The organism is Streptomyces sp. N35 (genome assembly GCF_016464295.1).
Lineage (GTDB): Bacteria > Actinomycetota > Actinomycetes > Streptomycetales > Streptomycetaceae > Streptomyces.
Genome location: NZ_JAEIMH010000024.1, coordinates 30,070 through 49,481, shown reverse-complemented (window position 1 = coordinate 49,481; position 19,412 = coordinate 30,070). Strand labels below are relative to the sequence as shown.

Genomic DNA, 19,412 nt, shown 5'->3' with positions numbered 1-19,412 from the left:
CGGGCCCCCCCCGCCCCCGGCGTGGGGGCGGCCGCCCGGGCCCGGGGTGCCGCCCGCGGGCCCCCCGGGGCCGGCGCCCGCCGGTGCGGCGGTGAGGGTCGCGGCGGCGGTGGCCACGGCCGCGGACAGGACGGTGACGCGCGCGCTCCGGTCGAACCTGCCGAAGCGGTCGGGCGAAGCGGAACGGCGATGGGACGCCACGGGGTACGGCTCTCCTTCCTGCTGCCGCTGCCGCCCGCCCTCGTGCAAGGCGGGCTGCCGGATATCAGCGGCAGTACGGACGTCCGGCCCCTGACGAACCAGCTGGGCCTCCGGTCTGCCGTCCGCGGCGCGAACGGCTTCCGGCGGGTTCCCGCTTCAACGGCCCCTGCCGAAACCGCAGTTCCGGCACCTCGGAGCCTCCACAGGCCTCACATCCCGCCCGTCCGGCGGTAGGCCCGCCCCGCGAAAGCACGGGGCGAACGTCGCGGAAGCTACCCCCGACTCCGGGCCCCGCGGCGCCGCGCGCACCACCACGCCCCGCCATCGACGCAGGTCGTTGGCGGGGCGTGGGGTCAGCAGACTATGCGGGAATTCGCCCGTTCGGAGGGCGGGTCACCGCGGTTCGGCGTCCTCGCAGGAGGGCACGGGGGTCAGATACGGACGCCGAACATGTACGGCATGTTGTTGATCGACTCGTAGCGCACGACCGCACCCGGCTTCGGGGCGTGCAGCACCTGGCCGTTGCCCGCGTAGAAGCCGACGTGGTGCATGTCGCCGTAGAAGATGACCAGGTCACCGACGCGCAGGTCGCTCTGCGAGGAGATCCGGGTGCCGTAGTTGGCCTGGGCCTGCGAGGTCCGGGGTATCTGGACACCGGCCTGCCCGTACGCCCAGGAGGTCAGGCCCGAGCAGTCGAAGGAGCCGGGGCCGACGGCGCCGTAGACGTACGGCGAACCGATCTTGCTCTGCGCGGCCTGGAAGGCGGCCATCGCGAAGTTCGAGCCCTTGGGCGCGTTGCCGAGGTCGACCCGGTCGCCGGAGGCGCGGCTGGCGCGCGCGTCCTCGGCGGCGAGCGCGGCGCGCTCCTTGGCGGTCAGGGTGTTGAGGAGCTTCTGCGCCTCGCCGAGCTTGCCCTGGACTTCCTTCTTCTTCTTGCCGAGCTCCTCGCGGGTGTCCTCGAGGTCGTTCAGCTTCTGCGTGGCTTCCTTGCGCTGCTGCGCGAGGGTGCGCTGCTTGTCCTGGATCTTCTCCAGCGCGTCGGCCTGCTTGGCCGTCATCTGGTCCAGCGTGGAGGCCTTGTCCAGATACGTGTCCGGGTCGGACGAGAGGAAGAGCTGGACGGTCGGGTCGATGCCGCCGCTGCGGTACTGCGCGCTGGCCATCGAACCGAGGCTGTCGCGCAGGCCGTTGAGCTCGTCCTGGCCGCGCGCGACCTTGTCCTGGAGCTCGTCGATATCGTCCTGGAGCTTGCCCTGCTGCTCCTTGGCGCCGTTGTACTTCTCGGTGGCCTTCTCGGCCTCCTCGTACAACCGGTCGACCTTCGCCTTGACTTCCTTCTTCGTGGGCTTCTCGTCGGCCTGTGCGGCCTGGGAGGTGAGCGCCACGGCGGCGGCTGCGGTCGCGGTGAGCACGGTCACGCGGGTGCGGCTGGGCTGCTTGGGTCGACGGTGGGACGCCACGAAGGCGAGCTCCTTCTTCTCAAGCCGCCTACCGAACGAACCGGCGGGCGGTGAACCTGCCGTCACCCCTTATGGGTGATCAACCGTGCGAAGGTTCGAACGTGACCTTAGTGACCTTCCTGTGATCAGTTCAAATCCCGATGAGAAAAAAATGCTCACGGAGCGTTTTCTTTACCGAGAACCCACGTGCAGTGATGACGGGTTGACGCTATGTTGTGTGAAGGTCTCGCGAATTCGGGCATACGTCACAGGAGTTGACGAGAGCCCCGATAGACGGCCGATACCGGCCCAAGCGCACTACTCAGCGCGACAGGCGCTTCAGGAGCATCACCGAGGGCACCGGACGCGCCCCGGCCTTGGCCACCCCGTCCGCGACCTCGCGGTCCGTGGAGACCACCGTCACGGGCCGTCCCGGCGGTTCGGCGCGCACCAGCTGACGGATCAGTTCGTCGGCCGTCACCCCGGGCTTGGAGAACAGCACCCGCACCCCGCGCGGCGGTGCGAGCAGGACGGGCGCGGCCAGTTCGGCCCCGTCGAAGACACAGGTGACCTCGGCGCCGGTCTGCGCGGCGAGCGCGGACAGGCCGCCGAGCAGCCGCAGCCGCTGCTTCTCGAGCGGCATGGTCGGATAGCCGGTCTTCGTCACGTTGTAGCCGTCGACCACCAGATGCGCCTGCGGCAGCGCGAGCAGCTGGTCGAGGATCGCCGGGTCGGCCTCGGACAGGGCGCGTGCGGCGATGTCCTTGGGCGACATACGGCCCGGCTCGACCGCGTCCACGGTCTCCGCGGGGCGTACGTCCACGGGCGGCAGCGCGAGTTCACGCCGCAGCCCCTGGGCCGATTCGAGGAGGGTGTCGAGCAGCAGCCGCACCCGCATGTCCTCGATGGACCGCCCCTCGCGTACCGCCTTGCGGCTGGACTCCAGGGCCGATTCGGCCTCCGCGAGGCGGGACTTGAGCCGCCGGGCCTCGCTCTCGGCGGCGGACTGCGCGCCGTGCGCCTCGGCGCGCTGCGTCTCGAACTCGGCGTGCGCCTTGCGCAGTGCCGCCTCGCCGCGCTTGACGTCGCTCAGCGCGCTGCGCAGCTTGCGGTGAAGCGATTCGGCTTCCTTCTTGGCCGACTCCAGCTCGCAGCGCAGCCGTTCGGTCTCGGACCTGGTGTGCTCCTGGGCGGCGGCCAGCTCCGTGCGCAGCCGCTCCAGCTCGGCCCTGGCCTCCTCGTCGGCCCGCTCGGACTCGGCGCGCTGCGCCTCCTCACCCGCAGCCGTGACCAGCTTGACCCAGCCGACGGGGCGCAGCACATAGGCCGCGGCCGCCACGTCCAGCGGATCCGCGGCCGGCGGCGGCGACCCCGCGTCGAGGGCGCCGGCGAGTTCGGGCTGCGTCTCTCTGAACCGTTCGCCGATGCGCTGGCGGAACAGCGGATCGGACTCCAGCGCGGAGGCCATCGCGTTGCCCGCGAATTTCAGCCGCCGCGACGGTGTGAACCGTGCGTACTGCCGCAGCTGAGCGGGCAGTTCGGCCATCGTCAGGGAGCCGAAGCCCTCCGAGGCCAGCGCGATGACCCGGCGCCGTACACCTTCGGGCAGCGGGCGGTCGAGCACCTCAGCGGCGCCGTCGCCCGGCTCCCCGCCCTGGTTCTCCACCATCCGTCACCCCACTGTCCGAGGGTGCGGCACTCCTCAGGAGCCCGCGCCCGGCCTGTCCACCAGTTCGACCTGGTCCTGTGCGTTGCACCAACGGCACCGCACCGACTCGATGGTCTCACTGACCACCTCGCGCTCCTCCACCTTCGGCTCACCGGCCAGGTCGAGATGGACGTATTCCACGACCTTCGAGGATCGCGTCACGTCGAAACGCGTGAGGTTGCCGCAGAGCGTGCAGCGCCAGCGGGTCTCGGCGGTCGGCAGGGGAACCGTCATGGTGGCGGGGCGCCTTTCAAGGTGGCTTTCGCATCGGAACGCACTCCCTGTAACCCTACGGCCTGGCGGGGTGCGGTGCGGACGCCGTCCGGAGTTGGGGACGCTGATCAGCACGGCGAGGCGGTCCCCGCACATTCGTCCCGTTCCGTCAGGATCTGTACATGATCACCACAGCCGGAGCGGTCGGCCAGAGCCTGCGGACCTCGGCCGCGCGGGTCCTCACGGGCCACGGGCCCCTGGTCACGTACGGCCTGATCGTCCTGTGCTGTGCGGTCTTCATCCTCTCCCCCGCCGCAGGACTCAATCCGGCGTACGGCACCGGCGACGCGCTGCTCGCCGCCCAGCGCACCTTCTTCGCGCGCTGGGGTGTGATCCCGGCCGAGCTGCTCAGCGGCTCGCCGCGGGCCGCGATCACCCCGGTGACCGCCCTGTTCGTGCACGGCAGCTGGCTGCATCTGCTCGGCAACATGCTCTTCCTGTACGTCTTCGGCGGCATGGTCGAGGAACGGCTCGGGCATCTGCAGTTCGCCCTGTTCTATCTGGGCTGCGGCGCACTGGCCCTGTTCGCCTACGCGCTGGCCAACGCGGGCTCCACGCAGACCCTCGTCGGGGCATCGGGGGCCATCTCGGCGGTGCTGGGCGCGTTCTTGAAGCTGTTCCCCAAGGCGCGCGTCACCAGCCTGCTCCCCTTCCTGTTCTTCATCCCGCTGCGCTTCCCGGCCTGGATCGTGCTGCCGTTCTGGGTGACCCTGCAGTGGCTGGCCGCCCGGCGGGACGAGAACGGTCCGGGGGTCGCGTATCTCGCGCACCTCGTGGGCTTCTCGCTGGGGTTCCTCTACGCATGGGGACGTTATGCCCGTAGGTCTAAAGTGAAGGGGCCCGCCGGGCACAGGGCGCCGGCCACCGAGGGAGACAGTCAGCCGTGATCACCGCGATCGTGCTCATCAAGACCAGCGTCGACCGGATCCCGGAGATCGCCGAGTCCATCGCCGCGCTCGACAGCGTCAGCGAGGTCTTCTCGGTCACGGGTACGTACGACCTGATCGCGATGGTCCGCGTCCACCAGCACGAGAACCTCGCGGACATCATCCCCGGCAAGATCAGCAAGATCCCGGGCGTCGAGGCGACGGACACACATGTGGCGTTCCGCACGTATTCGCAGCACGACCTCGAGGCGGCCTTCGCCATCGGGCTCGACAACTGACCTGGGTGCAGGGGCGGAAGCAGCGGATGAAGCGGGCGCTGGGTGCGCTCAGTGCGCTGAGCGTGCTGGGTGCGTGGATGAAGACTTCTTCATCCGCGGCTCATCCGGCGCGCGGGGTCGCGGGCGCACGCTGAGGGCATGGCTTTCTCCCACCGCATAGCGACCCTCGCCGCCGTGGTGGCGATCCCTCTCGGCATCGCCGCGACGAGCTACGCCCTCACCGACAGCCCGGGGACCCCCAAGGTGCCGCCGAAGGTCGAGCTGGACAACAGCTCGACGGGAACGCCCGGGTCGAGCACGCCCTCTCGGACACCCTCGCCGACACCGAGTACCCGGCAGCCCAGCGGCGACCCGAGCGACGAGGTGGTCTCCAGGCCGCCGGTGAACGACGACGATGACGATGACGACGACCGCGACGACGGCTGACCCTGACCGCATCTCCTCCCCCTGGCGGCTCTCGGCCCGGCTGCGCATCCTCCTGTGGCTGCTCGCCGTGATGGCGGTGGCGCTCGCCGCGGTCGCCGGCACGACCCGCTCGATCCTGCTGAGGGATGTCGACCAGCGGGTCGCCCTGCTGCTCAGCCAGGAGGCGAACGAGTTCAAGAACTTCGTCGACATCGGCAGGGACCCGGCGACCAACAAGCCCTTCACGGACACCCGGGAGCTCCTGAAGGTGTTCCTGGAGCGCCAGTACGCCGATCCCGACGAGGAGTTGCTCGGTCTGGTCGCGCGCGCGCACGACCCGGACCCGGCGAAGCTGGCCCAGGTGCGGGACATCCGTGCGGACCTGCCGCTGGACGGCGACGCCGCGGCCCGCCGGCGGATCTTCGAGTCCCCCGCGTCCACGGGCACCCTCGACCGCCCCTCGGGCGAGCTGCGCTGGGCGAAGGTCGAGGTCGCGCTGCGCGGCCAGGACGCGCAGGCGGCCTTCGTCGTGGCCTTCCACCCCGGGCACGACCAGGCCCGCGCGGACCAGGTGTTCCGGGTGCTGCTCGCGATCTCCGGGGTGGCGCTCCTGATGACCACGGGCATCGGCTGGGTGGTCGCGGGCCGCATCCTCAAGCCGGTACGTCTCGTACGGACGACGGCCGCGCAGCTCACCGAGCAGGACCTGACCCGGCGCATCCCCGTCCAGGGCAAGGACGACGTGGCCGCGCTGGCCGAGACGTTCAACGAGATGCTCGACCGGCTCGAGCGGGCCTTCGCCGGGCAGCGGCAGTTCGTCGACGACGCGGGCCATGAACTGCGTACACCCATCACGATCGTGCGCGGGCATCTGGAGCTGATGGGCGACGACCCGACCGAGCGTGAGGAGACCGTCCGGATCGTCACCGACGAACTCGACCGGATGAGCCGCATCGTCGAGGACCTGCTGCTGCTCGCCAAGGCCGAGCGGCCCGACTTCGTCACCCCGGAGCCGGTCCAGCTCGCCGAACTCACCGCCGATGTCTACGTCAAGGCCCGCACCCTCGGCGCCCGCGACTGGCAGCTGGCCGAAGTCGCCGACGGCGAGGCCCGGTTGGACCCGCAGCGGGTCACGCAGGCGATGGTCCAGCTGGCGCAGAACGCCGTGCAGCACACGGCCGCCGGCGAGACCATCCGCATCGGGTCGAGGGTGCGCGGCCCTCTCGTCGAGATGTACGTGGCCGACTCGGGCGTCGGCGTACGGCCGCAGGACGCCGAGCTGATCTTCGAACGCTTCCGCCGCGGGACCACACGCCGGGCCGCGAGCGGCGGAGCCGGGCTCGGTCTGTCCATCGTGAAGGCGATCGCCGAAGGGCACCGCGGACAGATACGGCTGCAGAACACCGAGGGCGGCGGCGCGACGTTCGTCCTGGCATGGAACGGCTCGGCGGCATGAACGCAGGACGCACCGAACGCACCACGGAGCGCGGCGCCCAGGGCACCGTAGGAAAGTAGGACGCGATGCACCGGATACTCATAGTCGAGGACGAGGAGCGCATCGCGTCCTTCGTCGAGAAAGGGCTGCGCTCCAACGGCTTCACGACCACGGTCGTCGGCGACGGCGAGAGCGCCCACGACTACGCCCTGACCGGCGGCTTCGACCTGGTGGTCCTGGACATCGGACTGCCCGGCAAGGACGGCTTCACGGTCCTTCGCCAGCTGCGCGAGGCGCGGGTGACGGTGCCGGTGATCGTGCTCACGGCCCGGGATTCGGTACGGGACACCGTGGCCGGTCTGGAGGGCGGCGCCGACGACTGGATGACCAAGCCGTTCCGCTTCGAGGAGCTGCTCGCCCGGGTACGGCTGCGGCTGCGCACGGCGGCCCGCGCCCCCGAGGTCACCCTGCTCAAGAACGGCGGCCTCTCGCTCGATCTGCGCACCCGCAGGGCGCGCGCCGACGGCCGTACGGTCGATCTCACGGCCCGCGAGTTCGTGCTGCTCGAACTGTTCCTGCGCCACCCCGGCCAGGTCCTGTCGCGGGAACAGATCCTGTCCCACGTCTGGGGTTACGACTTCGACCCCGGGTCCAACATCGTCGACGTGTACGTACGGGCGCTGCGCAAGAAGCTCGGCGCGCAGCAGGTCGAGACGGTGCGCGGGATGGGGTACCGCATGCCCGGGGAGTGAGCGGCGGCACCGGCCGACCCGTCCGGGCCCGGGTGAACTTTCCTTCATCTACGGCTCATTGAGGGCTCACCGCGGCCCACAACGCTGTACAGCGTGACCCTGAACGTACGGCAGACAGCAACCCTCGTGGTGGCCCTCAGCATCTGCGGGCTGCTGCTCGTCCCCACCAACTTCCCCGCCCTGGACGGCGACGCCCGGCTCACCCTTGCGGTGTTCACCCTGGCGACCTGTGCGTGGATCGGCACCCCGATCGACGACACGTATATCGCCCTGGGCGCGGGGCTCGCGCTCACGGTGACGGGCGTGATCAGCAGCGACACGTTGTTCGGGACGCTCGGCGACGAGACGGTGTGGCTCCTGATCTGCGCGTTCGTGCTCGCCGCCGCGGTACGCCGGACCGGGCTCGCGGGACGGGCCGCGGCCTTCCTGGTGAGCGGGGCCCGCAGCGTGCGGCAGTTGACGCATCTGACGACCGCCGCACTGGTCGTGACGGCCTTCGCCGTACCCGCGACCTCAGGGCGCGCGGCCCTCGCCCTGCCCGTTTTCCTCGCCCTGGCCAGGGTGCTCGCCGACCGCAGGCGCCTCGTGGTGATGCTGGCGCTGCTCTTTCCCACGGTCATCCTGCTGTCGGCCGTCGCGACCCTGATCGGCGCGGGCGCCCATCTCATCACCGTGAACGTCCTGTTCGAGGCGACCGGCGAGCAGATCGGCTTCACGCAATGGCTGCTGCTCGGTCTGCCGCTCGCCGTCGCCTCGTCCCATCTGGCCGCGGAAGCCGTGCTGTTGACGATGACCCGGCGCGAGGACCGCTCGGGCCCGGTCCGTATCACCGCCGCGCAGATCCAGGAGCACAGCGACCAGCCGGTCACGGGCCCGCTGAGCACCGAGGAGACCCGCTGCGCACTGCTGCTCGGCACGGTCGTGGTGCTGTGGTGCAGCGAGCCGCTGCACCAGGTGCCGCCCGCCGTGGTCGCCCTGATCGGCGCGGTCGTCGCGGCCTCGCCGGCACTCGGCACCGTACGCCTCAAGGACGCCCTGAAGACCGTGCCCTGGTCGCTGCTCCTCTTCATGGCCGCGACCATGGCGATGGGCGTCGCCCTTGCCGACTCGGGGGCGGCGAAGTGGCTGGTCGACGGATTGCCGAACGGGCTGTCCCCCGCGCTGTTCCTGGGCGTCGTGATCGCCGTCAGCACCGCGGCGCATCTGGTGCTGCAGTCCCGCTCGGCCCGCTCGTCGGTCCTGGTGCCGCTCGTCGTGGTGGCCGCGGTGGGCGCGGGAGTGAACCCGGTGGCCGCCGCGCTCGCCTCGACCGCCGCGGCCGGCTTCTGCCACACCCTGCCGGCCTCCGCCAAGCCGGTGACGCTCTTCGCGGGCATCCCCGGCACTCCGACGTACACCCCGCGCGACCTGCTGCGCCTGTCCGCCGTGCTCGCACCGCTCACGGCGGCCCTTGTGCTCCTCTTCGCCCTTGCCGTCTGGCCACTGCTCGGCGTGCCCGTCCTCGCTCCCTGAGCCTCGCGCCCTGAGAGCGCCGCCTGCCCCTGAACCTCGCGCCCTGAGCACGCCACCGGCCCCTCACCCTCGCGCCCTGAGCACGCCACCCCGTACCGGCCCAGAATCCCCGCACCCCGATCAGGAGTTCACCATGCTGACCCGAGTCGCCGTCGCCCCCAGCGGTTTCAAGGAGTCCCTGTCCGCCGAGGCCGCCGCGCAGGCCATCGCCGAGGGCGTACGACGCGTCGTACCCGATGCCGAGGTCGACCTCATCCCGCTGGTGGACGGCGGCGAGGGCACCGCGGCGACGCTCGCCGCCGGCACCCCCGGCGGGCGGCTCGTCCCCACCACGGCCACCGGCCCGGTCGGCCGCCCCGTCCGCACCCACTTCGCGCTGCTCGGCCCGACCACGGCAGTCGTCGAGATGGCCGCCGTGGCAGGCCTCTCCCTGGTCCCCCGGGCCCTGCGCGACCCGGGCGCGACCCCGACGTACGGCGTGGGCGAACTGATCTCCGCGGCGCTCGACACGGGCGTGCGCCCCATCCTCGTCGGCTGCGGCGACTCCGGTACGTCGGACGGCGGCGCGGGTGCGCTGCAGGCCCTGGGGGCGCGGCTCCTCGACGCCGATGGCCGTGAACTCCCGTACGGCGGAGGCGCCTTGACGGCCCTCGACCGGATCGACCCGGCAGGCCTCGATCCGCGTCTGAAGGACACGGAACTCCTTGTCGCCTGCAACCCCTTCAACGTTCTGTGCGGGGAGCGCGGAGTCGCCCGCGTCTTCGGCCCGCAGAAGGGCGCCACGCCCCAGCAGGTCGAGGACCTGTCCGCGTCCCTCGACCGGTGGGCCGCCGCCCTGGAGCGGGACCTGCCCAGCGACCTGGACCTGCGGGAGGGCCCGGGTACCGGCGCGTCCGGCGGCCTCGGCGCGGGCCTCGCCGCGCTCGGCGCGCGGCTGCTCCCCCGTTTCGACGTGCTCCTTGACCATCTGGACCTCGACGCCCGGCTGGCCCGCGCCGACCTGGTCGTCACGGCCGAGGGCGCCCTCGACTTCCAGAGCCCGCGCGGCAAGGTCCCCGCCGAAGTGGCCCGGCGCGCCAAGCTGTCCGGCCGCCCTGTGCTCGTGCTCGCGGGCACGATCGGCGAGGGCGCACACCGTATCCGCGCTTCGGGCGTGGACGCCTACAGCGGCATCCTGCCCGCTCCGGTCACCCTGCCCGAAGCCCTGGGGCGCGGCGCGGAGTTCCTCACGGACGCCACGGAACGAGCCCTGCGGATGGTCCTCCTGGGCACCCGGCTCGCCGCTTAGGGCCTGTCTTGTGGATCATGCCGTCAGGCAGAGGTGTCGGGGACGCAACGCCCGTCCTCGGTGCGGTAGTTCCACCGCGCACCGTCCCGCACCAGCTCGCCGACGGCGCGCACGAAACGCTCCACGTGCTCGTCGGGCGTCCCGGCGCCGAAGCTCACCCGGATCGCGTTCAGCGACTTCTCGCCGGGCGCCGCCTCGGGCGCACCGCACTCGCCCTGCTCCTGCGGGTCGCTGCCGAGCAGGGTGCGCACCAGCGGGTGGGCGCAGAACAGTCCGTCACGCACCCCGATGCCGTACTCGGCGGAGAGCGCGGCGGCGAAGTGCGAGCTGTTCCAGCCGTCGACGACGAAGGAGATGACGCCCACGCGCGGGGCCTCGTCGCCGAACAGCGAGAGCACCCTGACCTCGGGCACCTCGGCAAGTCCCGTACGGACCCGCCCGATCAGCTCCTGCTCGCGCGCGACCAGCGAGTCGAACCCGGCCTCGGTGAGCGCCTTGCACGCGGAGGCGATAGGGAGGAGGCGCCGGTGACGTTCGGCGAACCGGCCCCGTGCGGCGCCGCGGGGGAGTGCCACTCCCCGCCCACGCCGCCGTCGGCGCGGCGCGCGACCGCCTTCGAGGCGCCGCCGCCCGCGAGGTACGGCTCGGCCGCCTGCAGCCAGTCGGCGCGCCCGGCCAGGACACCGGAGCCGAAGGGCGCGTACAGCTTGTGGCCGGAGAAGGCCACCCAGTCCACGTCCAACTCCTGTACGGAGACGGGGTGATGGGGCGCGAGCTGAGCGGCGTCGAGCACGATGCGCGCACCGTGCGCGTGAGCGGCCGCCGCCAGCTCGCGCACCGGCCAGAGCTCGCCGGTGACGTTGGACGCCCCGGTCACGCACACGAGCGCGGGACCGTAGGGGTCGCGCGCGGCGAGCGCGGCCTCCAGGGTGCGTACGGCCTCGTCGGGCGTACGGGGGGCGTTGAGGTAGGTGACCCGGGCATCGCGCCAGGGCAGCAGCGACGCGTGGTGCTCGGTCTCGAAGACGAACACCTGGCAGTCGGCGGGCAGCGCCTGGGCGAGCAGGTTGAGCGAGTCGGTGGTCGACCGCGTGAAGATCACCTGGTCGCCCTCGCGGCAGTCGAGGAACTCCTCGACGGTGCGCCGCGCGTTCTCGAACAGGTCCGTGGACAGCTGCGAGAGGTACCCGGCTCCGCGGTGCACGCTCCCGTAGTACGGCGCGTACGCGGCCACGTCGTCCCACACCCGCTGCAGGGCGGGGGCGCTGGCCGCGTAGTCCAGGGCGGCGTAGGTGACTTCACCGCCGGTGACGAGCGGCACGCGGACATCGCGGCCGAGGACCTGGAGCGGCTCGGTACAGACCGGCTCGGCGGCGGAGGCTTCGAGGGTGGCGGCGTTGGTGTTCAGGTACGCGGACATGGCGAACTCCCGTGGCAGGCAGGCGAATGCACCGCGCGAGCCGTACGGCGTCGAGCGCGGGTGATCCGGAAAGAAGGGGAAAAGAGGGTGCGCGGAAGTGGGGCGGATTCGCCCTATCGCATTCGCTTGCTCACGAGACTGCTCCCTTGAGGACCAGGACCCCAGGGTGTGCAGGGGTCCGCGCTTGCCACAGACCTTGTTGTCTGCGGCCTGGTCTTCACCCGGGGCACCCCGCCACGGACGGAGGGTTGCCGGACAGCGGGCCGGGGCCGTAGTCGCTGTCACTCATGACCTGTGCAGCATCTTGCCAGAAGATCTTCCACGCGCAAGGCGCAGTCCGCATCCCGGACTGCGCCCTGCATCACACCTGTGCGCCCTAGGCGTTGCTCGCCTTGATCCACCGCTCGAGCGTCCTGCGCGCCGCACCCGAGTCGATCGCCTCGGCGGCCTTGTCCATCCCGGCCCGGATCTGCTCGGCGAGTGGCGCGTCCGTCGGCTCCAGGGCGACGAGCGCCGCGGCCGAGTTGAGCAGCACCGCATCCCGTACGGGACCGGTCTCCCCCGACAGAAGCCGGCGCGCGACCTCCGCGTTGTACGAGGCGTCCGCACCGCGCAGCGCCTCGACCGGCACCAACTCCAGGCCGACATCGCGCGGATCGAAGGACTCCTCGCGTACGACACCGTCGCGCACGATCCACACCCGCGAGCTCGCGGTCGTGGTCAGCTCGTCGAGCCCGTCGTCACCGCGGAACACCAGCGAGGAGTTCCCGCGCTCGGCGAACACCCCGGCGACGATCGGCGCCATCCGCGGATCGGCCACCCCCACGGCCTGGGCCTTCACCCGAGCCGGGTTGGTCAGCGGACCGAGCACGTTGAAGATCGTCCGGATGCCCAACTGGCCGCGCGCGGCGCCGGCATGACGCAGCGCCGGGTGGAACTTCACGGCGAAGCAGAAGGTGATCCCGGCCTCTTCGGCCACCTCGGCCACCCGCTGCGGCGTCAGCTCCAGATTGACCCCGAGCTTCTCCAGGACATCGGAGGACCCGGAGGCGGACGAAGCGGCCCGGTTGCCGTGTTTGACGACCTTGGCGCCCGTACCGGCGATGACGATCGACGACATGGTCGAGATGTTGACCGTCTTGGCGCCGTCGCCGCCGGTCCCGACGATGTCCACGGTCGCCCCGGACACCTCGATGACATTGGCGTGCTCGTACATCGCGCGTACGAGACCGGTGATCTCCTCGACCGTCTCGCCCTTGGCCCGCAGCGCCACCACGAACCCGGCGATCTGTGCGTCGGTGGCCTCACCGCGCATGATCCGGTCCATCGCCCAGAACGTGTCCTCGGCGCTCTGGTCACGCCCGTCCAGCAGCCCGTTCAGTACGGCGGGCCAGGAACGGACCGCCGTGGTGTCGCCTCCAGCGGGGGTCACAGCGCTCATGGTCGCTCCTGGTCGTCGGTACGAAGTCGTCGGTACGAAAGGGAAGCCTCAGCCTAACGAAGGCCGGGCACAGCAAAGAGCCCCGTCCGACGATTGGACGGGGCTCTCGCTGTGGCGTTCAGCTACGGAGATCAGTGGTGGCCGTGGCCGCTGGTGATCTCCTTGTACTCGTCGGCGGTGGGCTTGGGAATCTGGCTCTCTTCCCCGTACATGCCCTGCGAGAGCTTGGCCTTGAGCTTCTGCGTGCCCTTGACCTTCCGCTCGACACCGTTCTCGTCGACCGTCGGGCCGAGCTGGAGCGGCTTGTGCTGCTCGTGCGCCGTGAGGGTGTGCAGCGCCTCCTGGCTGAGCGGCTCGTGCACCTCGATGAACTCACCGTGCGGCAGGCGCTTGATGATGCCGGACTCGCGTCCGTGCAGCACCTTGTCCTTGTCGCGGCGCTGAAGGCCGAGGCAGATCCGCTTGGTGACGATGAACGCGATGACCGGTCCGACGAAGAACGCGATCCGGACGAACCAGGTGATCGAGTTGATCGACAGATGGAAGTGCGTCGCCCAGAGGTCGTTTCCACCACCGATGAGGAGGATGAAGTACCAGGTCAGCCAGGCCACACCGAAGGCGGTACGGGTCGGGGCGTTGCGCGGGCGGTCCAGGATGTGGTGCTCGCGCTTGTCCCCGGTGACCCAGGACTCGATGAACGGCCAGACGGCGATCGCCACGAGCACCAGCGGGAAGATCATCAGCGGGATGAACACACCCAGGACGAGCGTGTGACCCCACAGGTTGATCTCCCAGCCCGGCATGACACGGATCAGGCCTTCGGAGAAGCCCATGTACCAGTCGGGCTGGGCGCCGGTCGACACCTGGTCCGGGCGGTACGGTCCGAGCGCCCAGATCGGGTTGATCGAGGCGAGCGCCGAGATGGCCGCGATGACGCCGAAGACCAGGAAGAAGAAGCCGCCGGCCTTCGCCATGTACACGGGCAGAAGCGGCATGCCGACCACGTTCTTGTTGGTCTTGCCGGGGCCCGCGAACTGGGTGTGCTTGTGGTAGAAGACCAGGATCAGGTGCGCCACCACGAGCCCGAGCATGATGCCCGGCAGCAGCAGGATGTGCACCGAGTAGAACCGGGCCACGAAGTCGCCGCCGGGGAACTCCCCGCCGAACAGGAACATCGACAGATACGTACCGACGATCGGCATCGAGAGCACGGCGCCCTGCATGAAGCGGACACCGGTTCCTGAGAGCAGGTCGTCCGGCAGTGAGTAACCGGTGAATCCGGTGAACATGCCGAGGACGAGCAGCAGGAAGCCGAACAGCCAGTTGACCTCACGCGGCTTGCGGAAGGCGCCCGTGAAGAACACGCGCATCATGTGGACCAGCATGGCCGCGACGAAGATCAGCGCCGCCCAGTGGTGGATCTGCCGGATCAGCAGACCACCGCGCACATCGAAGGAGATGTGCATGGTCGAGTTGAACGCCTCGGACATCAGCTGACCCTGCAGCGGGACATAGCTGCCGTGGTACTCCACCTCGTTCATCGACGGGTGGAAGAACAGCGTCAGATACACACCCGTGAGGATGATGATGATGAAGCTGTAGAGGCAGATCTCGCCGAGCATGAAGGACCAGTGGTCCGGAAAGATCTTCCGCATGTTGGCCTTGGCCAGGGAGTAGATCCCCAGACGGCCGTCGGCCCAGTCGGCAACCCGCTCACCGGCGGGTGCTTTGCGCTGTTCCGTAGAAGGGGTTGTGGTGCTCATCCGCGCTCCCAGAAGGCAGGACCGACAGGCTCCTCGAAGTCGCCGAGCGCCTCGAGGTAGCCCTCCTCGTTCACGCCGATACGCAGCTGCGGCAGGGCGTGGCCGGCGGGACCGAAGATCACTCGGGCTCCGTCGGTGAGGTCGAAGGTGGACTGGTGGCACGGGCAGAGGACGTGGTGCGTCTGCTGCTCGTACAGGGAGATCGGGCAGCCCACGTGGGTGCAGATCTTCGAGTACGCCACGATGCCCTCGTGGGACCACTCGAGTTCCTGCTTGTCCTTGATGTCATCCGGCTCGAGGCGGACGATCATCAGGGCGGCCTTGGCGATCTGGGTCTGGAAGTCGTGGTCGTGCTCCTCCAAGCCCTCGGGCTTGGCGAAGGTCAGCGAACCGACGGCCACGTCCGCGGGACGCAGCGGCTCGTTCGTGTTCTGGTTCACGAGCAGCTTGCCCTTGGCCCACAGCGTGTGCCGGAGCTTGTCCTCGGGCAGCGGACCGAGGTCACGAAGCAGGACCACACCGGACAGCGGGACCAGGGTCAGCGCACCGAACATGGTGTTGCGGATCAGCTTGCGCCGACCCATCGCCGACTCCTTGGCGCCCTGCTTGAAGTCTGCGAGGACCTTCGCCTTGACCTCGGGCGGCGCCGAGATCTCGTGCCGCTCGTCGGCGATCTCCTCGTCGGACATCAGGGTGCGGGCCCAGTGGACCGCGCCCGCGCCGATGCAGAACAGCGCGATGCCGAGGGTCATGCCCAGGGCGAAGTTCAGCGCGCTGATGTGCCCGATCGGCCAGAGGTAGATGCTCTTGTCGACCGGGAACGCCACGTACGAGGCGATGAAGCCGATCGTGGCCAGCATCGACAGCGTGAACAGGAAGGCCACGGTGCGCTCGGAGCGCTTTGCGGCCCGCTCGTCGATGTCCTGGATGCGGTGCTCGTGGGGCGGCAGTCCGGGATCGGCGAACGGGTTCTCCCCGTGCTTCTCCAGGTCGGTGCCGTCGGCCTGCGCTACGGGCAGGTTCTCTTCTGGAATGTCTTGGCTGCTCATGACTTCTTGGCCTTTGCGGTCCGCGCGGCGACCCACACAGCGACAGCGATCAGGGCGCCGAGACCGAAGATCCAGGCGAACAGACCCTCGCTGACCGGGCCGAGCCCGCCGAGCTTGAGACCGCCGGGGCTCTCCGTCTTCTCACCATTGACCGCGTCAAGGTACGCGATGATGTCCTTCTTCTGCTTCTCCGGCATCGTCGTGTCGGGGAAGGAGGGCATGTTCTGCGGGCCGGTCTGCATGGCCTCGTAGATGTGCTTGGGGCTGACGCCTTCAAGGCTCGGCGCGAACTTGCCCTTCGTCAGGGCACCGCCCTCACCGGTGAAGTTGTGGCACTGCGCGCAGTTGGTACGGAACAGCTCGCCACCCTTGGCGATGTCCGCACCCTCCGGGCTGTACTGCTTGTCCGTCGGGGTGACCGGACCGGCGCCGAGGGAGGCGATGTACGCGGCCAGCTGGTCGATCTCGGCCTGCGTGTAGATGTTCTTCTTCTTCGGCACCTGGGCGCCGGGCTGCTGGGCCGGCATACGGCCGGTGCCCACCTGGAAGTCCACCGCGGCGGAGCCGACGCCCACGAGCGACGGACCGTCAGTGGTGCCCTGACCACCGGTGCCGTGGCAGCTGGCGCAGCCGACCGAGTAGAGCTTCTTGCCCTCCTCGATCGCGAGGGACTGCTGTGTTTCTTCGGCCTGCGCCTTGTCCGCCGGCGCGAACGCGGCGTACAGCCCCCCGGTGGCCGCCAGCGCGAGGATTAGGACGACGACCGCCGCCAGCGGATGGCGTCGTCGTGCGGAGAGCTTTTTCACGGATTACCCCGGTGTCAGGATCTTCTGCGTCGATGCTTCGGAAAGGTTCGGGTCTCGGCCCGGCTTACGGGTTCTCGGCCCCGCTACTTGATCATGTAGATCGTGGCGAAGAGACCGATCCACACCACATCGACGAAGTGCCAGTAGTAGGACACGACGATGGCTGCGGTCGCCTGCTCGTGAGTGAATCTGCGAGCCGCGTAGGTACGGCCCAGTACGAGCAGGAAGGCGATGAGCCCACCCGTCACGTGCAGGCCGTGGAAGCCGGTGGTCAGGTAGAACACCGAGCCGTACGGGTCGGACGAGAGCGAGAGACCCTCGTGCTTGACCAGCTCGGTGTACTCGAAGACCTGACCGCCGATGAAGACCGCGCCCATGATGAAGGTCACGATGAACCACATCCGGAGCTTCTTCACGTCCCCGCGCTCGGCGGCGAAGACGCCGAGCTGGCAGGTGAGCGAAGAGAGCACCAGGATCGTGGTGTTCGTCGCCGAGAAGGGGAAGTTCAGGCTCGAGGCCATTTCCTTCCAGTGCTCGGCACCCGTCACCGAACGCAGGGTGAAGTACATCGCGAAGAGGGCCGCGAAGAACATCAGCTCGGAGCTCAACCAGATGATGGTTCCGACGCTGGTGAGGTTCGGCCGATTGACCGACGGGTGCGCGTGCCCGGTTTCTACTGTCGTTGCTGTCGCCACGACCGACATTATGTCGGTCGCTTATCTGGCGCTCACTCCGGGGGGTGCCGTTCGGAGTGTTCGCGCCCGATGTCCAGCCCGGATGGCCCATCGAAGGCCTCTGCATACCGGTGTTGACGGGGTGTTTGACGGAGTAGCATCCGACCCAGCGAGCCCCGAAGACAGCGCAGTCACGGAGGAACCATGCAGTCGACCGCCACGGTCCTGGTCTACAGCGACGACGCCAACACCCGCGAGCAGGTGAGGCTGGCGACCGGTCGCAGGCCGGCCGCGGATGTTCCCCAGGTCGAGTTCATCGAGTGCGCCACCCCTGCCGCCGTCCTCAAGGAGCTGGACCGGGGCGGCATCGACGTCTGTGTGTTCGACGGAGAGGCCGTGCCGATGGGCGGCATGGGGATGTGCCGGCAGATCAAGGACGAGGTCTTCCAGTCCCCGCCCGTGCTGCTTCTGATGGGCCGTCCGCAGGACGCCTGGCTGGCCACCTGGAGCCGCGCGGAGGCCGCGGTGACGCTGCCCGTCGAGCCCGTCGAGTTCGCCGCCGCACTGGCCGGCCTGCTGCGCACGCGCCTGGCCATCGGGGCCTGATCTCCCGTACCACTGAACGCACTTGAGCCCGTACGGAGGTCCGTACGGGCTCAAGTCATGTCACGCGTTCGGGTCACACCGCACGCGGACCGCTGTCACACGGAGGGGCGAAGGCGGGCCTCGTCGTGGTGGGTCTGGCCCTCGCGCAGATCGGCGTTGACCACGCTGCCCTTGCGCCAGTCCTTCCACTCCATGTTCCAGTCGCCGAGACCGTTGCCGTACGCCGGCAGGTACTCGCCGTAGCTGTTGATGGTGCGCACGATGTCGCCGGGCTGCACGATCCCGTAGAACCAGGCGGCGTTGCCTGTGCTCATTCCCACACAGCCGTGGCTGACGTTGGCGTAGCCGTGCGAGCCGGCCGACCAGGGTGCGGCGTGCACGTACTCGCCCGTGTCGGTGAGACGGGTCGCGTAGTAGACCTGCTTGTCGTAGAACTCGGCGGCGCCGATGGCCCGGCTGGTCATCCGGACCACGTACTCCTTGCCGAGCACGACCTTGGTGCCGTTGCGCGTCTCCCAGCCGGGCTTGCCGGTGGTCACCGGCACGGAGTTGATCTCCTCGCCGTTGCGGTAGACGGTCATGTAGTGGGCGCCGGCGTCCACCACGGCCTCGATCTTGCTGCCCGTGGTGAGCTTCAGCGGCTTGCCCTCGCCGCCCCACAGCTTGTCGGCGATCTTCACGCCCTCCAGGTGCGAGGAGACGGAGATCTTGGCGTTGGCGGGCCAGTAGTCCTTCGGGCGGTAGTGCAGCTTGTCGTCCTCGAACCAGTGCCAGGTGCCCTCCGTGGCCGGCTCCGAGCGGACCTCGAGGGAGCGCTCGATGATCGCCCGCGCCTTCTTGTCCTTGACCGGCCTGCTCAGCGTGGCGGTGACGGGCATGCCGACGCCGTACTGGCCCTCCTCCGGGCCGAACTCGACGTCCACGCGCCCCTTCTTGGCCGCCTCACGGGTCTCGAAGGTGAGGACCTTGCGGCCGGGCGAGCCTTCCTCGTCCTCGGTGCTCACCTTGACCGTGTAGGCCGCGCCGGCGGCGAGCGGCGTCGTGGTGTGCCAGCGACTGCCGTCGGCGGAGAGCTCACCGGCCACGTAACGGCCCAGCGCATCCGTGGCGGTGACGTCGGTGATCCGTCCGCCCTTGCCCTGTGCGGTGACTTCCAGGGGCTTGTCCGGGTCCGCCTTCTGGGTGCCCGCGGGCCCGTTGAAGGCGATCTGGCCGGCCGCGTCATAGGGCTTCGCCGAGAGCGGGTGGCCGTCGGAGCCGCAGCCCGTGGCGCCCGCGGCAAGCGCGGCCACAAGAAGGGTGCAGCTCAATACCGTGCGCATTCGCGGTGAGTGGCTCATGCAGCACACGCTATGAAGGTTTGTCACCGACGGCGCGCGGAGTGCTCCGTACGAGAAGCTCAAACTGCTGCAAAAGAGGGGCCCCGGCGGGGCCCTGCGGGGGGGGCGGGGGCCCCCGGGGGGGCCCCGGGGGGG

At 69.8% G+C, this 19,412-nt stretch carries 17 protein-coding genes, 2 pseudogenes and 1 riboswitch; of the genes and pseudogenes, 8 read left to right on the top strand and 11 right to left on the bottom strand.

The window, feature by feature from the left end:
* The 4 genes and pseudogenes from JAO81_RS42480 to JAO81_RS15530 all read right to left on the bottom strand — a co-directional run.
* Window positions 1–201, bottom strand: a pseudogene (locus tag JAO81_RS42480) (hypothetical protein); the annotation flags it as partial.
* Window positions 202–632: 431 nt separating this feature from the next.
* A complete protein-coding gene (locus JAO81_RS15540; protein WP_199548441.1) occupies window positions 633–1,661 on the bottom strand; it encodes an NlpC/P60 family protein in 1,029 nt (342 codons plus the stop codon).
* 301 nt (window positions 1,662–1,962) lie between these two features.
* On the bottom strand, window positions 1,963–3,309 hold the full coding sequence (locus JAO81_RS15535; RefSeq protein ID WP_199548440.1) for an NYN domain-containing protein: 1,347 nt from the start codon (window positions 3,307–3,309) through the stop codon (window positions 1,963–1,965).
* Between the two features lie 33 nt (window positions 3,310–3,342).
* A complete protein-coding gene (locus JAO81_RS15530) occupies window positions 3,343–3,582 on the bottom strand; it encodes a hypothetical protein (protein ID WP_093609527.1) in 240 nt (79 codons plus the stop codon).
* Window positions 3,583–3,743: 161 nt separating this feature from the next.
* Between JAO81_RS15530 and JAO81_RS15525 the strand changes: the two genes are divergently transcribed.
* The 7 genes from JAO81_RS15525 to JAO81_RS15495 all read left to right on the top strand — a co-directional run bounded on the left by JAO81_RS15525 (window position 3,744) and on the right by JAO81_RS15495 (window position 10,178).
* Entirely contained in the window at window positions 3,744–4,508 is a 765-nt protein-coding gene (locus JAO81_RS15525) for a rhomboid family intramembrane serine protease (RefSeq protein WP_199548439.1), read from the top strand.
* A complete protein-coding gene (locus JAO81_RS15520) occupies window positions 4,505–4,786 on the top strand; it encodes an Lrp/AsnC family transcriptional regulator (RefSeq protein WP_165332092.1) in 282 nt (93 codons plus the stop codon). Before JAO81_RS15525 ends, JAO81_RS15520 begins: the two co-directional genes overlap by 4 nt.
* Before the next feature lie 138 nt (window positions 4,787–4,924).
* Window positions 4,925–5,212 (top strand): small hydrophilic protein, encoded by a 288-nt coding sequence (locus JAO81_RS15515; RefSeq protein WP_199548438.1) that lies wholly within the window; start codon window positions 4,925–4,927, stop codon window positions 5,210–5,212.
* Window positions 5,187–6,647, top strand: a complete 1,461-nt coding sequence (locus JAO81_RS15510) for an ATP-binding protein (protein WP_374194298.1) — start codon at window positions 5,187–5,189, stop codon at window positions 6,645–6,647. Before JAO81_RS15515 ends, JAO81_RS15510 begins: the two co-directional genes overlap by 26 nt.
* 65 nt (window positions 6,648–6,712) lie before the next feature.
* On the top strand, window positions 6,713–7,378 hold the full coding sequence (locus JAO81_RS15505; protein WP_199548436.1) for a response regulator transcription factor: 666 nt from the start codon (window positions 6,713–6,715) through the stop codon (window positions 7,376–7,378).
* Window positions 7,379–7,471: 93 nt separating this feature from the next.
* Window positions 7,472–8,890, top strand: coding sequence for an SLC13 family permease (locus tag JAO81_RS15500; RefSeq protein ID WP_199548435.1), 1,419 nt, complete (start codon window positions 7,472–7,474; stop codon window positions 8,888–8,890).
* 133 nt (window positions 8,891–9,023) lie between these two features.
* On the top strand, window positions 9,024–10,178 hold the full coding sequence (locus tag JAO81_RS15495; RefSeq protein WP_199548434.1) for a glycerate kinase: 1,155 nt from the start codon (window positions 9,024–9,026) through the stop codon (window positions 10,176–10,178).
* 23 nt (window positions 10,179–10,201) lie between these two features.
* On the opposite strand, the pseudogene JAO81_RS15490 reads toward JAO81_RS15495, so the two are convergent.
* The 6 genes and pseudogenes from JAO81_RS15490 to JAO81_RS15465 form a co-directional block, all read right to left on the bottom strand.
* A pseudogene (locus tag JAO81_RS15490) lies at window positions 10,202–11,598 on the bottom strand (aminotransferase class V-fold PLP-dependent enzyme).
* A gap of 175 nt (window positions 11,599–11,773) precedes the next feature.
* Window positions 11,774–11,891: riboswitch (SAM riboswitch) on the bottom strand.
* 83 nt (window positions 11,892–11,974) lie between these two features.
* A complete protein-coding gene (trpD, locus tag JAO81_RS15485; RefSeq protein ID WP_199548433.1) occupies window positions 11,975–13,039 on the bottom strand; it encodes an anthranilate phosphoribosyltransferase in 1,065 nt (354 codons plus the stop codon).
* A gap of 131 nt (window positions 13,040–13,170) precedes the next feature.
* On the bottom strand, window positions 13,171–14,802 hold the full coding sequence (locus JAO81_RS15480; protein ID WP_199548432.1) for a ubiquinol-cytochrome c reductase cytochrome b subunit: 1,632 nt from the start codon (window positions 14,800–14,802) through the stop codon (window positions 13,171–13,173).
* Entirely contained in the window at window positions 14,799–15,851 is a 1,053-nt protein-coding gene (locus JAO81_RS15475; RefSeq protein WP_199548431.1) for a ubiquinol-cytochrome c reductase iron-sulfur subunit, read from the bottom strand. The genes JAO81_RS15480 and JAO81_RS15475 overlap by 4 nt, the downstream gene beginning before the upstream one ends.
* A complete protein-coding gene (locus tag JAO81_RS15470) occupies window positions 15,848–16,657 on the bottom strand; it encodes a c-type cytochrome (protein WP_199548430.1) in 810 nt (269 codons plus the stop codon). The genes JAO81_RS15475 and JAO81_RS15470 overlap by 4 nt, the downstream gene beginning before the upstream one ends.
* An 83-nt stretch (window positions 16,658–16,740) precedes the next feature.
* The gene (locus tag JAO81_RS15465) at window positions 16,741–17,361 is read right to left on the bottom strand and encodes a heme-copper oxidase subunit III (RefSeq protein WP_165332102.1); all 621 of its coding nucleotides are present in this window, start codon (window positions 17,359–17,361) and stop codon (window positions 16,741–16,743) included.
* Between the two features lie 174 nt (window positions 17,362–17,535).
* Between JAO81_RS15465 and JAO81_RS15460 the strand changes: the two genes are divergently transcribed.
* Window positions 17,536–17,937 (top strand): hypothetical protein, encoded by a 402-nt coding sequence (locus JAO81_RS15460; protein WP_199548429.1) that lies wholly within the window; start codon window positions 17,536–17,538, stop codon window positions 17,935–17,937.
* Window positions 17,938–18,032: 95 nt separating this feature from the next.
* Here the strand turns inward: JAO81_RS15460 and JAO81_RS15455 are convergent, their stop codons facing one another.
* Entirely contained in the window at window positions 18,033–19,277 is a 1,245-nt protein-coding gene (locus tag JAO81_RS15455; protein ID WP_199548428.1) for an Ig-like domain-containing protein, read from the bottom strand.
* Window positions 19,278–19,412 lie beyond the last annotated feature (135 nt).

Bases quoted from the DNA above. Each gene is read 5' to 3' on its own strand.
- JAO81_RS15535 (WP_199548440.1), bottom strand. From the start codon at position 3,309: ATGGTGGAGAACCAGGGCGGGGAGCCGGGCGACGGCGCCGCTGAGGTG.
- JAO81_RS15530 (WP_093609527.1), bottom strand. From the start codon at position 3,582: ATGACGGTTCCCCTGCCGACCGCCGAGACCCGCTGGCGCTGCACGCTC.
- JAO81_RS15525 (WP_199548439.1), top strand. From the start codon at position 3,744: ATGATCACCACAGCCGGAGCGGTCGGCCAGAGCCTGCGGACCTCGGCC.
- JAO81_RS15515 (WP_199548438.1), top strand. From the start codon at position 4,925: ATGGCTTTCTCCCACCGCATAGCGACCCTCGCCGCCGTGGTGGCGATC.
- JAO81_RS15510 (WP_374194298.1), top strand. From the start codon at position 5,187: ATGACGACGACCGCGACGACGGCTGACCCTGACCGCATCTCCTCCCCC.
- JAO81_RS15505 (WP_199548436.1), top strand. From the start codon at position 6,713: ATGCACCGGATACTCATAGTCGAGGACGAGGAGCGCATCGCGTCCTTC.
- JAO81_RS15495 (WP_199548434.1), top strand. From the start codon at position 9,024: ATGCTGACCCGAGTCGCCGTCGCCCCCAGCGGTTTCAAGGAGTCCCTG.
- trpD (WP_199548433.1), bottom strand. From the start codon at position 13,039: ATGAGCGCTGTGACCCCCGCTGGAGGCGACACCACGGCGGTCCGTTCC.
- JAO81_RS15480 (WP_199548432.1), bottom strand. From the start codon at position 14,802: ATGAGCACCACAACCCCTTCTACGGAACAGCGCAAAGCACCCGCCGGT.
- JAO81_RS15475 (WP_199548431.1), bottom strand. From the start codon at position 15,851: ATGAGCAGCCAAGACATTCCAGAAGAGAACCTGCCCGTAGCGCAGGCC.
- JAO81_RS15465 (WP_165332102.1), bottom strand. From the start codon at position 17,361: ATGTCGGTCGTGGCGACAGCAACGACAGTAGAAACCGGGCACGCGCAC.
- JAO81_RS15460 (WP_199548429.1), top strand. From the start codon at position 17,536: ATGCAGTCGACCGCCACGGTCCTGGTCTACAGCGACGACGCCAACACC.
- JAO81_RS15455 (WP_199548428.1), bottom strand. From the start codon at position 19,277: ATGAGCCACTCACCGCGAATGCGCACGGTATTGAGCTGCACCCTTCTT.